The sequence below is a fragment of the Labrys sp. KB_33_2 genome, assembly GCF_052114505.1.
In the GTDB taxonomy this organism is placed as follows: domain Bacteria; phylum Pseudomonadota; class Alphaproteobacteria; order Rhizobiales; family Labraceae; genus Labrys.
This window is the reverse complement of the sequence record NZ_JBFREW010000005.1, coordinates 42,640-54,972: the sequence shown is the minus strand read 5'-3', so window position 1 is coordinate 54,972 and position 12,333 is coordinate 42,640. Positions and strand designations below refer to the sequence as shown.

Genomic DNA, 12,333 nt, shown 5'->3' with positions numbered 1-12,333 from the left:
ATCACTACTTGTACAATTTATAATATTTCTACGATTTTTCTAAAATTACTATTGAATTACCTAGAGTTTGTTTCTAGTTGGATCAAGGAAATTGTTTGGAGAAAAGCATGACCGCCGATGCCGCCCCCTCTGTTTCGCGTGCGGACAGCCTTCGCCTGTCGTTGATCGCCGCCTCGTCGGGCTTCGGCCAGTCGGCCCTGCTGGCGCTGGTACCGATCGTCACGGAAAGGACGGGCCTGGCGTCGCCACAGATCGGCGCCGTTGCCTTCCTGGGCGCGGCGGTTTTCCTGGTGGCGGCCCCGCTCTGGGGGCATCATGGCGCGGCGTGGCGGATCAGGCCGTTCTTCGCCGGGCTCGCCTGCCTGATGGTTGCAGGCCAGGGTCTGTTCGCGGGCGCGCTCTATGTCGGTGTGCCCGCAGCCGCGCTCGGGCTGCTCCTGGTCTCGCGCCTGCTCTACAGTGTCGGTGCTGCCGGGGTGATGCCACACGCCCAGGCCGCCATCGTGCAGCGTAGCGCTGCCGAGCGCCGGCCGGCCGCGCTTGCCAATCTCAGCGCGGGCCTGAATGTCGGCCGCATCGCCGGTTCCCTGGTGACGCTGGGCGCAGGAGCCGGCGTCATAGTGCCTGTCGTCATGATGGTCGCCAGCCCGCTGCTGCTGCTGTGGGCGCCGAACCTGCCGGTCTCTCCCACGACCGGGAAGAAGAATGAAACCTCGAGCAGGCGCGCCAATATCCGGCGCGTCCTGCCGCTGCTCGCCGTCGGCTTTGCGCTGACCTTCGGCTTCGGCCAGATCCAGCTCGTCCTCGGCCTTTTCCTGCAGCATCGCTTCGGCCTCGATGCCGTTGCCGCTGCGGGCCTGGGAGGCGCCACCTATGCCGCGGTTGCGGTCGCCATGATCGCGACGCAGATCCTGCTCGTGCCGCGCCTTGCCTTCCAACTGGGGCGCAACATGCGCTGGGGCGTTGCGGGCTTCGCACTGGGGTGCCTGGCCATCATCCTGGCGCCGCTCCCCTGGCTGGTGCCGGTCGGCGCGGTGTGGGCCGGCATCGGGCTGGCGGTGGCGACGCCCGCCTACACCGCCTGCCTTAGCCAGCGTGTTACGGTCCATCGTCAGGCGGGAGCCGCCGGCTGGCTCGCCAGCACCCACGCTGCCGGACAGGGGTTGGGCGCACTCTGCGGCGGCGCGGCCTTCGCCGTGTCGCCGGAACTGCCCTTCGCCGTGGCCGTCGGCATCGCGGTGATAACCTGCCTCGCCTTGCTGCGCCTGGATGACCGCGCCCAGGATGAGGTGTTCCGGGATGATGCTTCCCGGGATCATGGCGTGGCTCCCTGAGGGCGGGCCACGTTCGCCAGCAGCCGGATGGTGGCGAGAACGGCGATGGCCGAGAGGGCGGTGGCCAGGGCGAAGAGCGCGCCATAGCCCATGAGATCAGCGAGCTTGCCCGAGATCAGCGACCCCACGAGATAGACCACCATCTGGGCGCAGGCCAGGATGGTGAAGTCGGTGCCGGGCTGGTCCGACGAGGTCACCGTCATGAACAGGCTGTAGAGCGCGACGATCTCCATGTAGCGGATGAATGTCTGGAAGCCGGCGGCGCCGAACAGGGGCCAGGAGCCGGTGACCAGGCCGAGGGCGTGGGCGGCGAAGAGGGCGAAGCACAAGGTGCGCAAGCCGCCGAGCAGGCCGAGCGTAGCGGCGGTGCCGCAGCGCTTGACCAGGAGTGCGGCGATCGCCGATCCGGCGAGGCCCGCCGTCGCCGCCGATATGCCGGAAAGATAGCCGATGCGGTCGAGCGGCACGCCGGCATCGACGAGGTAGGGGCCTTCCATCGCCTTCACCAGGCCCTCGCTCATCCGATAGATCAGCGCGATCCACAGCACGGTGCGGATTTCCAGGCGCCGCAGGAAGGCCATGATGGAGGGCCGCGTCAGCCGGTCGGACGGCGTGGCGGGTGCCTCCCACATGGCGAAGGCGGCGATCAGCGGCAGGGCCGAGAAGGCGGCGATGACCAGGAGCATGCCGGTCCAGCCGACATGGTGGTAGAGCACCAGGCCGAGCGTCCCGCCGATCACCACGCCGAAGGCCACCGAGCCGCCCTGGATGGCATTGCCGATGGGACGGTCCTCCGGTGCCAGATATTTGGCGGCATAGCCGTCGGTGGCGATGTCCTGGGTTGACACCAGCAGCGCGGTGACGAGGCCGATCCCCAGAATGCCACCGACATGGGTGGGGCCGAGCGGCAGCAGCGCCAGGATGGAGGCGATCACCCCGAACTGGGTGATCACAACCCATCCCGCCCGATGCGCCCGGGCGAAGGGCCTGATGCGATCGACCAGGGGCGCCCACAGGAATTTCAGCACCAGCGGCAGGAAGAGCAGGCTGAGATAGCCGATCGCCGTGCGCGAGACGCCTGCCTCGCGCATGATGGGGGGCAGGGCGGCGGCGATCAGGTAGGAGGGGATGGCCTGGGCCAAATAGAGGCCGCCCAGCACCGCGAACAGACGCAGCCGGCCGGGCCTGGAGGCTGGGATATCCTGGACGAGCGCGCTCATGCCGTCTCCATATGCTGCGTGATGAAGCGCCTGGCCGCCTGTTCGTCGGAAGTCGCCGTCAGCGGCATCGACCACAGGCGCTGGAAGGTCTCGATCATGCGCGGGTTCGCGTCCGGCCGGACGATGGCGAGGGCGCGGCATTGCCGTTCGAAGCGTTCGCGCGTCGCCTTGAACCAGAGGGCCTGCTCGCGTTCGCCGGCCTGGGAGAGGCCGCCACCGCCGGCGAAGACAGCCAGCAGGGCAAAGGCACTCTCGTTGCGGCCGATCTCGATCAGGGCGTCGAGATAGGCCCGCTCGTCCCGCTCCTCGTAAGGAGGCAGATAGCGCAGGATCATGAGCGGGCCGTGTTTGTCGAGCTTCACCATGATCAGAATGTCTTGCGATAGCCGAGCGTCACCGTGCGGCCCCAGGAATAAACCGGGAGGTTGCGCACGGAGGTGGCCGTGGGGTTCTGGAAGCGGGTATCGAACAAATTGTCGACGGACACATAGGCTTCGCCGCCCTTCACCGGTGCCGACAGGGCGACGTTCATGGTGGCGCCCGGCTTGATTTTGTAGCGGGTGCCCTTGAGGTCGATCGCCTTGTCGCGGCCGGAGAAGCCCTCGCCCTCCACGCGCACCGACACGCCATTGTCGAAGACGTAGCTGGCATAGAGCGTGCCGCGGAAGGGTGTGGCGATGCGATTGTTCGGCAGCCAGCTGTCGAGCTTGCCGTCCTTGTTGGAATCGTAGCGCCCCTCGCGATAGCCGAGCACGGTGCCGATGGTCAGCTGGTCGGTCCAGGCATATTCGCCGGTGAACTCGCCGCCATAGATGAATTCCTTCTGCTGCGAGATGCTGTTGGAAATGGGGTCAAAGGTCACGCCCTTGCTGGAGGTGGAGATGAAGCCCGTCAGGCTGCCCTTGAAGCGGTCATGGCTGCCGCGGATGCCGAGTTCGTAATTGTTGACGACCTGGGCCTCGGGACTGATGGAGGCGTAGGAAATGCTCGTGCCTGCCGGTAGGCAGTTTGGCCGGGTGAGAGGGCAGGCATAGGCGAGCGACAGGCCGGCACGGCGGGTATAGGCGCCGACATCGGGCAGAGCGAAGCCTTGCGAGAAGCCGCCGAAGATTTCGCTGGTGTCGGTCAGCTTGAAGGTGCCGCCGATGTTAAAGGTCGGCTTCGAATAGCTGAACTTTCCACCGGTGACGCGCAGGGCCGGCAGCACGAAGTCCTGATAGCCACGCGGATCGCGGCTGGAGGCGACGGCGGCATAGGCGGCCGGACGGGTGAAGTCGTCGACGTCGAGGGCGAAATGCTCAAAACGCACGCCGCCGCGTACGGTGAGGCGATCGGTCAGCGGCACCTGCAACTGGCCGAAGGCCGCGGAGGTCACCTGCTGCAGGGGCGTGAAGACATCCTGGCCGTTGGTCAGCGTCTGATGGGTCTTCTCGAGGATGAGATCGCTGCCCCAGGTGAGCTTGGCACCTTCCCAGATGGCATCGAGCGGGGTGTCGATGGTCAGGTTGATGCCGCCGCGATCCGAATAGAGTGTGGTCTGGTTGTCAGGGCTGGTTGGATTAGCGGGGTCGAAGGAGTAATAGACCTGCGAATTGTAGGGGAACGAAAAGGTCGAATAATTGAAGCGCTTCTTGATGTTGTTGTAGAAGCCGACGATGTTGAGGCTGCCGAGGGCGAAGTCCTTGTCGGTGTAGCGAAGCGACAGGGACTTGGTGTCTTCGAGAACGCTTTGCCCCGTATAAGGCTGGAGATAGCTCGGCCGGGCATAGGGACCGGAATAGTCGGTCATGTAGCGTGGCGTCTGGTTGAAATAGTACCAGCCTGCCGAGAATTCGAGCCGCTTGGCGGCGTCGAAGTCATAGCCGAGCTTGGCGAGAAGGTTGACCCGGCCGAAGCGGTCGCCGCCACCCTGGCCCAGCATGGCATCGGACGGCAATTCCCGTCCCGAACCGTCATAGGTGCGCCGACCGAGATAGCCACTGCCGCTCAGGACATAGTCGAGCCCATTCTCGGCCTTGCCGGAGATGCTGGCTGACAGCTCCGGAGCGACCGAATCCACCGCATTCGCCGTGAAGGCACGCAGCGCCGTGTTCACGGTGATGCGGGGCTTGCCGGGCCCGGCCTTCCTGGTGATGAAGTTGACGGTGCCGCCCGTGGCGCCGGCACCATAGAGGCTGGAGGCGCCGGCCACCATTTCGATGCGTTCGATCGAGTTGAGGTCGATCAGGGACAGGATGCGCGAAACGTCCCGCAGCGGCGTGCCGAGGGGAACGCCGTCGACCAGCACGAGCAGGTCACGGCCGCGATAGCTCTCGGAGGCTCCCGACACCGTCTGGTTGGAAACCGAGAATCCCGGCACCAGCTTGGCCAGAGCCGCCGAGGCGCTGGAGCTTTGCTGGAGCTGCTTGTCGATCTCCTGCCTGTCGACCACCTGCACCGATTGCGGAATATCCGAGACCGATCTTTCGGCGCGGGCGGCGGTAACGGTGACCGGATCGAGCTCAATCGGCTCCTGCTGCGACTGCTGTGCCAGTGCAGGCGAAACAACCGATAGAAACATGGCCGCCGATACGGATATCTTGCGCATGATGAATTTTTTGACCTCCAGCCACTCTCGATCCAAATCTAAGTTATATTTGGCGGTATCAGGCGAATTCCTGTTGTATATTCGTAGTATATTCCCAGTTTATAACGATTATAATCTGGGAAGAGAAATCATATACTTCTGGATATCCGGCCTTCCGCATTCTATATTGACGAGCGGTCTTACTTGTCGCGTTACATGATTTCTTGGACTTGGGCGCATTGATTGATGGACTGAAGCGAACTGCCGGCGCAGACCACGCCGTTTTGCCGCCCCAGCAGGCCTATGCGGGAAGGCTCAGGCCTGTCTGGCTGCTTGGCCATGGGCTGACGGGCGAGGAACTGGCTCTGGTTGCATTGCGGACCAGCGGCCGCATGGCCTCGCAACGCAGGCTCGGCCCGTCGGACCCGGTCTTGCTCGGCGCCCGGGCATTGCTGCGCCTCGAGCCAGACATCGGTCCCGTCTCCTGCTTTTCCCCTTTCCAAGACCGAGAGCTCGTCCTGGATGCTACCGAACTCGGGGCGGGCGGGGTGCTGTTGCGCCCCTCCAACGGCCGCATGGAGGTGGAGCGGGGCGGGCAGCGCACGGTCGTCTCTGCCAGGGAGGCCATATTCCTGGCGGGCGGCGGGCCAGCCAGTCTGTGGCTACGGCATGTCGACCGTGTCGATTGTCTGGTCCTGGCGCGCGAGCGCATCACCGCGAGCATGCTCGAATGCTCGGCCAGTCTGCGAGTCTTCCCGCAAAACAATGACACGCTGGTTCTGATCGGCAATTATGGCGCGGCGCTGATGCGGGGCCTGCTGCCGATGAGCGGGCCGGTGCTACTCCAACATGCCTGTGCCTATATGGGCGATCTCGTCGACATTCTGTGCGGCGAGGCCGAAGCTCAGGTGCTCCATACCGTGCAGGATCGTGCAGCCTCACGGCTGAATGCCATCAAGTCGGATATCGAGGCCCATCTCGACGACCAGGCGCTCAACGCAAGCCAGGTCGCCCTGCGGCACGGCATCAGCACGCGCTATCTCCAGAAGCTGTTCGAAGGAGAAGGCGAGACTTTCTCGGAATTCGTGCTGCAGCGCCGGCTGGACAGGGCAATGCGTCGGTTGCAATCGCCCGACCAGGGCAAGCGTTCGATCAGTGAGATCGCCTTCGATGTCGGCTTCGGCGACCTGTCCTATTTCAACCGCACCTTCCGCAGGCGTTTCGATACCTCACCGCGCCTGGTGCGCGCCAAGCACCGGTCGGTGCTTGCCGAGCCTTTGAGGCCGGAATTGCCGGAGGCGGGCAGCCCCTGATCGCGAACCGTATCGGGGCCGCATCGATATCGGCGGCCCTGAGTCTCGGCACTTTGCTTCAGTGGGCGATGGCCGAGGGTGGCTTCATCCGGGTCATGGTATCGAGGGCGCAGGGGCTGACGGGAGCGATGAATAGCCCGACCCGCGCGAGGGCCTTGGCAAGGGCGGTGGTGGCGTCGAGCGCCCGGTGCAAACCTTCGCTCTTCAGCAGGTATGAGGCAGCGTGAAGGAGCTGCACCCTGTCGTCGCGTTGCGCCGCATCGACCATGGCGAGTACCAGGCATTCGTCGCGGCACAGGGCGCGGCAAGCCGCCGGCCGCCAACCGATCTCGGTATCGGCGGTCGCCCTGAGCGTGCGCACGAAATGATGGAACTCGCCGAATAGCGGCTTGGCGTTTTCCTCAGGCATTTCGCGTGCCAGCCCTTCCCAGGCGATGTCCCAACAGGCGGCATCGCCGGTGGCGTAGCCGGCCATCCAGCAGCGATAGACGGAAAAGAGCAGGTTCTCGGCCGGGGCATCGATGTGATAGCCGACGGGGCGTGCGGCAGCGGGGCTGGGCAGGGTCATGATATCAGTCCTTCAATCCGCGGGGTTCAAGGTCCCGGCATTGGCAACGGCGCGCATAGGAGCATGCCGAACTGATTTGTTCAAGAAAATCTCTTGTTATTTCAATAGTTTATAGGAATTCCAGGGTGGGCGGAGACTCGCCCCACCTTGTGCTGTCCTGAGCGGCAGAGGTTAGCCATTCAGAATTGCTCCGGCGGACCACAACTCGCGTTTCTCACGGTTGCGGACCTCGGCCGTCTGCGCGAGGATCCAGTCCCGGAAGGCTCTGATCTTGGGCGTCGTGCGCCGCGCTTCGGCATGCACCAGCCAGTAGCCATCGCCATCCGACCCGGTGACGTCGAAGGGCTGGATGAGCTGGCCCTTGTCGAGGAAGGCCGTGTAGAGGTTGCATGTGAGCATCGCCGCGCCCTGGTCGGTGATCGCCGCAGTCGCCTCATAGGCCTGTGTGCCGAAGGTCGGGCCGGGGATCACGCGATCCGGCTCGAATCTGGCTCCTGCTGCCTTGAACCAGACCTCCCACCAGGGATCCTGCGGGCAGCACAGGGGAACCTTGTAGAGGTCCTCGGGTGCGCGGATGCCGCCGACCTTCTCCGCCAGTGCGGGGCTGAGCATCGGCGAATAGTCGGCCTTGAACAGGTAGTGCGCCGACAATCCGGGCCATTTTCCGGCGCCGACACGGATGCCGACATCCACGTTTTCGCGAGCGATATCGAGGGAGCGCGATGCAATGTCCATCTTCACGGCCAGATCGGGATACATCAACTGGAATGTTCCAAGCCGGACGGCAAGCCAGTTCGACGCGAAGGTATCGATCGTCGTGACGGAGAGCACTCCGGATGCGCCGCCCTTGGTTGCGAACCAGGCGTCCGACAGCGCCGAGAACGCGTTGGAGACGAGAGGGGCAAGTTGTTCACCGGCCTCGGTCAACGCGATTTGCCTTGTTTTTCTGATAAAAAGCGGTGTTCCAGCGCGTTCTTCGAGAACCTTGATCTGATAGCTAGCGGCTGATTGCGTCATGCCGAGCTCCTCGGCGGCCTTGGTGAAGCTGCCAAGCCGCGCGGCGGCTTCAAAGACTCGAATGGCGCCCAGAGGCGGCAGATCCCAACGCATGATGCATCAATCCAGTTGATGCATACTACGTGACGTTCGATTGGAATCCAAGGCTCGGCGGCGGCAGGATGTTTCCATCGCTCCAACCCGAAAGGACCACGAACATGACGAAACACATCAAGCGCTACAGGCTTTCGATCCTCGACTTTTTCGCCGCACCGTTCCGGTCGCGCGCCCACCGCCTGCTCTATCCCCGCGACCTCTGCGATGACCTGAAGCGCGACCTGGGCCTGATCGACGGAAACCGGGTTGTCGGGGGTGTCCGCTGGCGCTGACCCGCGCTGCCGACGCGATGTGACAGGATGGGGGAAGGCCCATCCGGAAGAAGAGGGAGGCCATTGTCATGAACAGGACGACCGAGGCGCTCGAACAGTGCCGCCAGACCATCCAATCCTATGAGGGCTGCGCGGATCGCTACTATGCCCGCATTCCCGAAATGCCGAATCTGCGCGACCAGGCGGCATTGCGGCGCACCGCTGAAATGGCAGGACGAGGCGGGTTGATCCTGGAGGTCGGATCGGGGCCCGGCCGCGAGGCGGATTTCCTGGAGACGCTCGGAGTCACGGTGCGCCGAACCGATGCGACCCGCCGGTTCCTCGAGTTGCAGGCCGCTCGCGGCAAGCATGGCGAATTGCTCAACATCGTCACGGACGATCTCGGCGGTCCCTATGATGCCGTCGTCGGCCTATGTGTGCTGATTCACGTTCCCCGCGATCGGATCGATCACGTGCTGGCCAAGGTCGCCGCATCGCTGCGTCCCCGTGCGCCTTTTCTCGTCTCGATGCGCGACGGCGACGGGGAGACCGTCGGGAACTTTCATACGGTCTATTGGCGACGTGATGCGTTTGCCTTGCGGCTCGAACAAGCCGGACTGACCTTGCTGTGGGACGAGTTTTCCATCGACCCGGATGGCGATCCCTGGAACACCTTCCTGGTCGTCAAGTCATGAATCGGGCGCTGCCGGGGTGTCGCAGGGGCTTCGCGGCGTTGACTTTCCCCACGCCCGGGCGCAGACGCGGAGGTTCCCGCGTTTTTTCTCGGTTTGCCTGTGATGCCCAGCCATAAAGTCATCTACGATACCGATCCTGGCGTCGACGACGCCATGGCGCTGTTCTTCCTGCATTACCATCCGGACATCGAGCTCGTTGGCATCACCACCTGCCATGGCAATGCACCGGTCGAGACGACCACCCGCAACGCCCTCTATCTCAAGGAGCGCTTCGGCATCGCGGCGCCGGTGGCGCGCGGGGCGGCGGGGCCGGTGACCGGCGATGACGCCCACCATGCCGCCGTCGTCCACGGTCATAACGGCCTGGGCGAAGTCGAAATTCCTGCGGATATCAAGGCCGAGGCGATCGATACGCCCGCCCACCGCTTCATCATCGAGACCGTGCGCAGGCACCCCGGCGAGATCACGCTGCTGGCGGTCGGACGCATGACCAATCTGGCGCTGGCCCTGCGCGAGGATCCGGAGATCGCCGGCCTGGTTCGCCAGGTGGTGGTGATGGGCGGCGCCTTCGGCTATCGCGGGCACCTGGGCAATGTCACGCCGGCCGCGGAAGCGAATATCCATGGCGATCCGCATGCCGCTGATGAAATGTTCGCCGCGCCCTGGCCTGTAGCCGTTATCGGCCTCGACGTCACCCACGAGGTGCTGATGCCGCAGGATTATCTGCGCCGGCTCAGCGAGGAGGCCGGCGAAGTCGGCCGCTTCATCTGGGACATCACGCGCTTCTACGAGAATTTCTATCTCGAGAAGGGGCTCGCCGGCATTTCCGTACATGATGCCTCGGCGGCGATCTATCTGGTGGCGCCGGAATTGTTCGAGACCCGCTCGGGGCCGGTCCGAGTGGTATGCGAGGGTCTTGCCTTCGGGCAGACCATCCAGCGGCCTGCCGAGATCGGCTTTCCGCCCAACGACTGGGATGGCCGCCCCAGCCACGCGGTTTGCGTTGAGGTCCAGGCGCAACCCTTGCTTGATCTCTACCGTCAGACCATCTTGCGCGCTGTGTAGGAAGGACCGCGGACATCCTGTCCGCTCAAATCCTTGCTCAGCCAGGCCTCGATACCCTTCGCTGCGGCCACTCCGGTGGCGAAGCAGGCCTGCAGCAAATAGCCGCCGGTCGGCGCTTCCCAATCCAGCATCTCGCCGGCGACGAAGACGCCGGGAGCCTTGCGCAGCATGAAATGGGTATCGACCTCGCCAAGAGCGATACCGCCGGCAGTGGAGATGGCGCGTTCGAGGCCGCGCTGGGCCGTCACCTGCAGGGGAACATGCTTGATCAGGCGGGCCAGGGTAGCAGGATCACGAGGCAAGGCATTGTTCGTGGCTTCGCGCAGGAGGCCGATGGCTGGCGGCGCCAGCTTGGCGGCCTTGCGCAGATAGGTCGAGAGAGACTGGCTGCCCTGTGGCCGGTCGAGCAAGCGAGCCAGCGCCGCTTCGTCGAGATCGGGACGCAGGTCGATGCCGATCTCGGCATGTCCATGCTTGGCGATCGCCGTGCGGACGAAAGGGGAGAGCGCGTAGATCACGCCGCCTTCCAGCCCCTGTTCCGTAATGACGGCCTCGCCGCGGCGCGTAGTGTCGGCAATGGAGACGGCGATGCGCTTGAGCGGTTCGCCAGCCGATTTTTCCGTAAAGGCGCGGCTCCAGGCGATCTCGACGCCGCTGTTTGCCGCGGCGAATTCGGTGACGGCGATGTCGCGTTCGCGCAGCAGAGGGGCCCAGCCGCCATCCGAGCCAAGCCGCGGCCAGGAGGCGCCCCCGAGTGCGAGCAGGGTCGAATCGGCCTTGCGGTGAAGAGGCGTGCCGTCCGGATCCAGGAAGACCAGAGAGCCGTCATCGTCCCACCCCGTCCAGCAATGACGGGTGTGCAAGGTCACGCCGAGGTGAGCGAGCCGGGCGAGCCAGGACCGCAGCAGCGGCGAGGCCTTGAAGCTTTCCGGAAAGATCCGCCCGCTCGAGCCGACAAAGGTCTTTTCGCCCAGCCCCTCCGCCCAGGCGACGAGATCGCTGGGCGCAAAGGCGCGCAGGGTGGACTCGAGGACGCTTCGTGCGGGACCGTAGCGGGCGAGGAAACGATCGAGATCCTCGCCATGGGTAAGGTTCAGCCCACCTCGGCCAGCCATCAGGAATTTGCGGGCAGGCGAGGGCATACGCTCATAGATGGCCACGCCATGCCCGGCCTCGGCCAGCTTTTCGGCGGCGATCAGGCCCGCCGGTCCGGCGCCGATGATGACGATGTCGCTCAAGTCGGCCACGTCCGTCTTTATTTCCCGTTCGCGTTGTGCTCACTGCCCTCATGGCATTCTCCTTCCGGCAAATCCAATATTTCGTGGCGGTGGCCGAGAACGGGGCGGTGTCCCGCGCCTCGCATGAGCTCTCCATTTCGCAATCGACGGTGACGGAGGCCATCCGCGAACTGGAGGGCGATCTCGGCTTTTCCCTGTTCGACAGGCGTGCCCATGGCGTCGAGCTCACGCTGAAGGGGCACCAGTTCCTGCGCCATGCCCGCAAGATCCTCTCCGAGATCGCCGATGCTCGCCGCGCCCTGCGCTCGGACACGGCGCCGATCGAGGGGCGCCTCGCCGTCGGGGTGACGCCTCTGGTCGCCGCTTATGTGCTGCCTGACCTGCTCGCCCGTTTCCGCCGGGCATTCCCGCATGTCGCCGTCGAGATCATCGAGGATGGGCGTGATTATCTCGATCATCTGCTGGTCGGTGGGGAACTCGACGTCGCGGTGATGGTAGCGGGCACCGAACGCAGTTCGGCGGCTCTGCATGTCGAGACGATGGAGGCTTCGCCCTATCGCCTCTGGCTGCCGATCGGCCATCGCCTGGCCGAGGCCGAGAGCATCGGCATCGCCGATCTCGCCGAGGAGCCCTTCGTGCTGCTGATGTTGGACGAGATCGCGGAGGCGGCCGAATATGCCTGGCGGCGGGCCGGCGTGCGGCCGCCGGTGGCGATCCGCACCCGTTCGGTGGAGGCCGCCCGCAGCCTGGTGGCGACGGGGGCGGGGGTCGCCATCCTGCCCGATCTTACCTATCGGCCCTGGTCGCTCGAAGGCGACAAGATCGAGGCGCGCGACCTCGCCGAGGCGCTTTTGCCGGTAGAAGTGGTGATCGGCTGGCGGCGCGGTTCGCCGCTGGATGCCATCGCCACGCAATTCGTCGCCGTGGCGCGTACCTATCGGGCCGGACGCGGGCGCTGATTTCTTAGAAA

The 12,333-nt window shown here is 64.7% G+C and carries 12 protein-coding genes; 6 read left to right on the top strand and 6 right to left on the bottom strand.

The genetic code is table 11. The features are described 5' to 3' along the window. The first annotated feature begins 107 nt into the window (after positions 1-107). The gene (locus AB4037_RS10640; protein WP_441771502.1) at positions 108-1,334 is read left to right on the top strand and encodes an MFS transporter; all 1,227 of its coding nucleotides are present in this window, start codon (positions 108-110) and stop codon (positions 1,332-1,334) included. Here the strand turns inward: AB4037_RS10640 and AB4037_RS10635 are convergent. The 3 genes from AB4037_RS10635 to AB4037_RS10625 are packed head-to-tail and all read right to left on the bottom strand — an operon-like array spanning position 1,316 to position 5,141. Beyond that, positions 1,316-2,554 (bottom strand): MFS transporter, encoded by a 1,239-nt coding sequence (locus tag AB4037_RS10635; RefSeq protein WP_441771501.1) that lies wholly within the window; start codon positions 2,552-2,554, stop codon positions 1,316-1,318. The two genes, AB4037_RS10640 and AB4037_RS10635, sit on opposite strands and share 19 nt — an antisense overlap. Continuing rightward, positions 2,551-2,919 carry a hypothetical protein gene (locus tag AB4037_RS10630; RefSeq protein ID WP_441771500.1) on the bottom strand — a complete coding sequence of 123 codons (369 nt, stop codon included), beginning with the start codon at positions 2,917-2,919 and terminating at the stop codon, positions 2,551-2,553. The genes AB4037_RS10635 and AB4037_RS10630 overlap by 4 nt, the downstream gene beginning before the upstream one ends. A 2-nt stretch (positions 2,920-2,921) precedes the next feature. Continuing rightward, positions 2,922-5,141 (bottom strand): TonB-dependent receptor, encoded by a 2,220-nt coding sequence (locus tag AB4037_RS10625; protein WP_441771499.1) that lies wholly within the window; start codon positions 5,139-5,141, stop codon positions 2,922-2,924. A gap of 209 nt (positions 5,142-5,350) precedes the next feature. Between AB4037_RS10625 and AB4037_RS10620 the strand changes: the two genes are divergently transcribed. Then, complete coding sequence (locus AB4037_RS10620) at positions 5,351-6,433, top strand: helix-turn-helix transcriptional regulator (RefSeq protein WP_441771498.1); 1,083 nt, start codon at positions 5,351-5,353, stop codon at positions 6,431-6,433. 58 nt (positions 6,434-6,491) lie between these two features. On the opposite strand, the gene AB4037_RS10615 is transcribed toward AB4037_RS10620, so the two are convergent. Together AB4037_RS10615 and AB4037_RS10610 are read right to left on the bottom strand one after the other, a co-directional pair. Next, complete coding sequence (locus tag AB4037_RS10615; protein ID WP_434959807.1) at positions 6,492-7,001, bottom strand: hypothetical protein; 510 nt, start codon at positions 6,999-7,001, stop codon at positions 6,492-6,494. Between the two features lie 171 nt (positions 7,002-7,172). Continuing rightward, positions 7,173-8,111 carry a LysR family transcriptional regulator gene (locus tag AB4037_RS10610; RefSeq protein ID WP_441771497.1) on the bottom strand — a complete coding sequence of 313 codons (939 nt, stop codon included), beginning with the start codon at positions 8,109-8,111 and terminating at the stop codon, positions 7,173-7,175. A 104-nt stretch (positions 8,112-8,215) separates the two neighbouring features. Between AB4037_RS10610 and AB4037_RS10605 the strand changes: the two genes are divergently transcribed. The 3 genes from AB4037_RS10605 (at position 8,216) to AB4037_RS10595 (ending at position 10,125) form a co-directional block, all read left to right on the top strand. Continuing rightward, a complete protein-coding gene (locus tag AB4037_RS10605) occupies positions 8,216-8,386 on the top strand; it encodes a hypothetical protein (protein WP_434959805.1) in 171 nt (56 codons plus the stop codon). 68 nt (positions 8,387-8,454) lie between these two features. After that, complete coding sequence (locus AB4037_RS10600) at positions 8,455-9,060, top strand: methyltransferase (RefSeq protein ID WP_441771496.1); 606 nt, start codon at positions 8,455-8,457, stop codon at positions 9,058-9,060. Positions 9,061-9,162: 102 nt separating this feature from the next. Then, a complete protein-coding gene (locus tag AB4037_RS10595; protein ID WP_434959803.1) occupies positions 9,163-10,125 on the top strand; it encodes a nucleoside hydrolase in 963 nt (320 codons plus the stop codon). On the opposite strand, the gene AB4037_RS10590 is transcribed toward AB4037_RS10595, so the two are convergent. Then, entirely contained in the window at positions 10,101-11,372 is a 1,272-nt protein-coding gene (locus tag AB4037_RS10590; RefSeq protein WP_441771495.1) for an NAD(P)/FAD-dependent oxidoreductase, read from the bottom strand. The genes AB4037_RS10595 and AB4037_RS10590 overlap by 25 nt on opposite strands. Positions 11,373-11,413: 41 nt before the next feature. On the opposite strand from AB4037_RS10590, the gene AB4037_RS10585 reads away from it, so the two are divergent. Further along, positions 11,414-12,322 carry a LysR substrate-binding domain-containing protein gene (locus AB4037_RS10585; protein ID WP_434959801.1) on the top strand — a complete coding sequence of 303 codons (909 nt, stop codon included), beginning with the start codon at positions 11,414-11,416 and terminating at the stop codon, positions 12,320-12,322. The last annotated feature ends 11 nt before the right edge of the window (positions 12,323-12,333 follow it).

Coding starts and splice junctions, on each gene's coding strand:
- AB4037_RS10640 (WP_441771502.1), top strand. CDS start 108: ATGACCGCCGATGCCGCCCCCTCTGTTTCGCGTGCGGACAGCCTTCGC.
- AB4037_RS10635 (WP_441771501.1), bottom strand. CDS start 2,554: ATGAGCGCGCTCGTCCAGGATATCCCAGCCTCCAGGCCCGGCCGGCTG.
- AB4037_RS10630 (WP_441771500.1), bottom strand. CDS start 2,919: ATGGTGAAGCTCGACAAACACGGCCCGCTCATGATCCTGCGCTATCTG.
- AB4037_RS10625 (WP_441771499.1), bottom strand. CDS start 5,141: ATGCGCAAGATATCCGTATCGGCGGCCATGTTTCTATCGGTTGTTTCG.
- AB4037_RS10615 (WP_434959807.1), bottom strand. CDS start 7,001: ATGACCCTGCCCAGCCCCGCTGCCGCACGCCCCGTCGGCTATCACATC.
- AB4037_RS10610 (WP_441771497.1), bottom strand. CDS start 8,111: ATGCGTTGGGATCTGCCGCCTCTGGGCGCCATTCGAGTCTTTGAAGCC.
- AB4037_RS10605 (WP_434959805.1), top strand. CDS start 8,216: ATGACGAAACACATCAAGCGCTACAGGCTTTCGATCCTCGACTTTTTC.
- AB4037_RS10600 (WP_441771496.1), top strand. CDS start 8,455: ATGAACAGGACGACCGAGGCGCTCGAACAGTGCCGCCAGACCATCCAA.
- AB4037_RS10595 (WP_434959803.1), top strand. CDS start 9,163: ATGCCCAGCCATAAAGTCATCTACGATACCGATCCTGGCGTCGACGAC.
- AB4037_RS10585 (WP_434959801.1), top strand. CDS start 11,414: ATGGCATTCTCCTTCCGGCAAATCCAATATTTCGTGGCGGTGGCCGAG.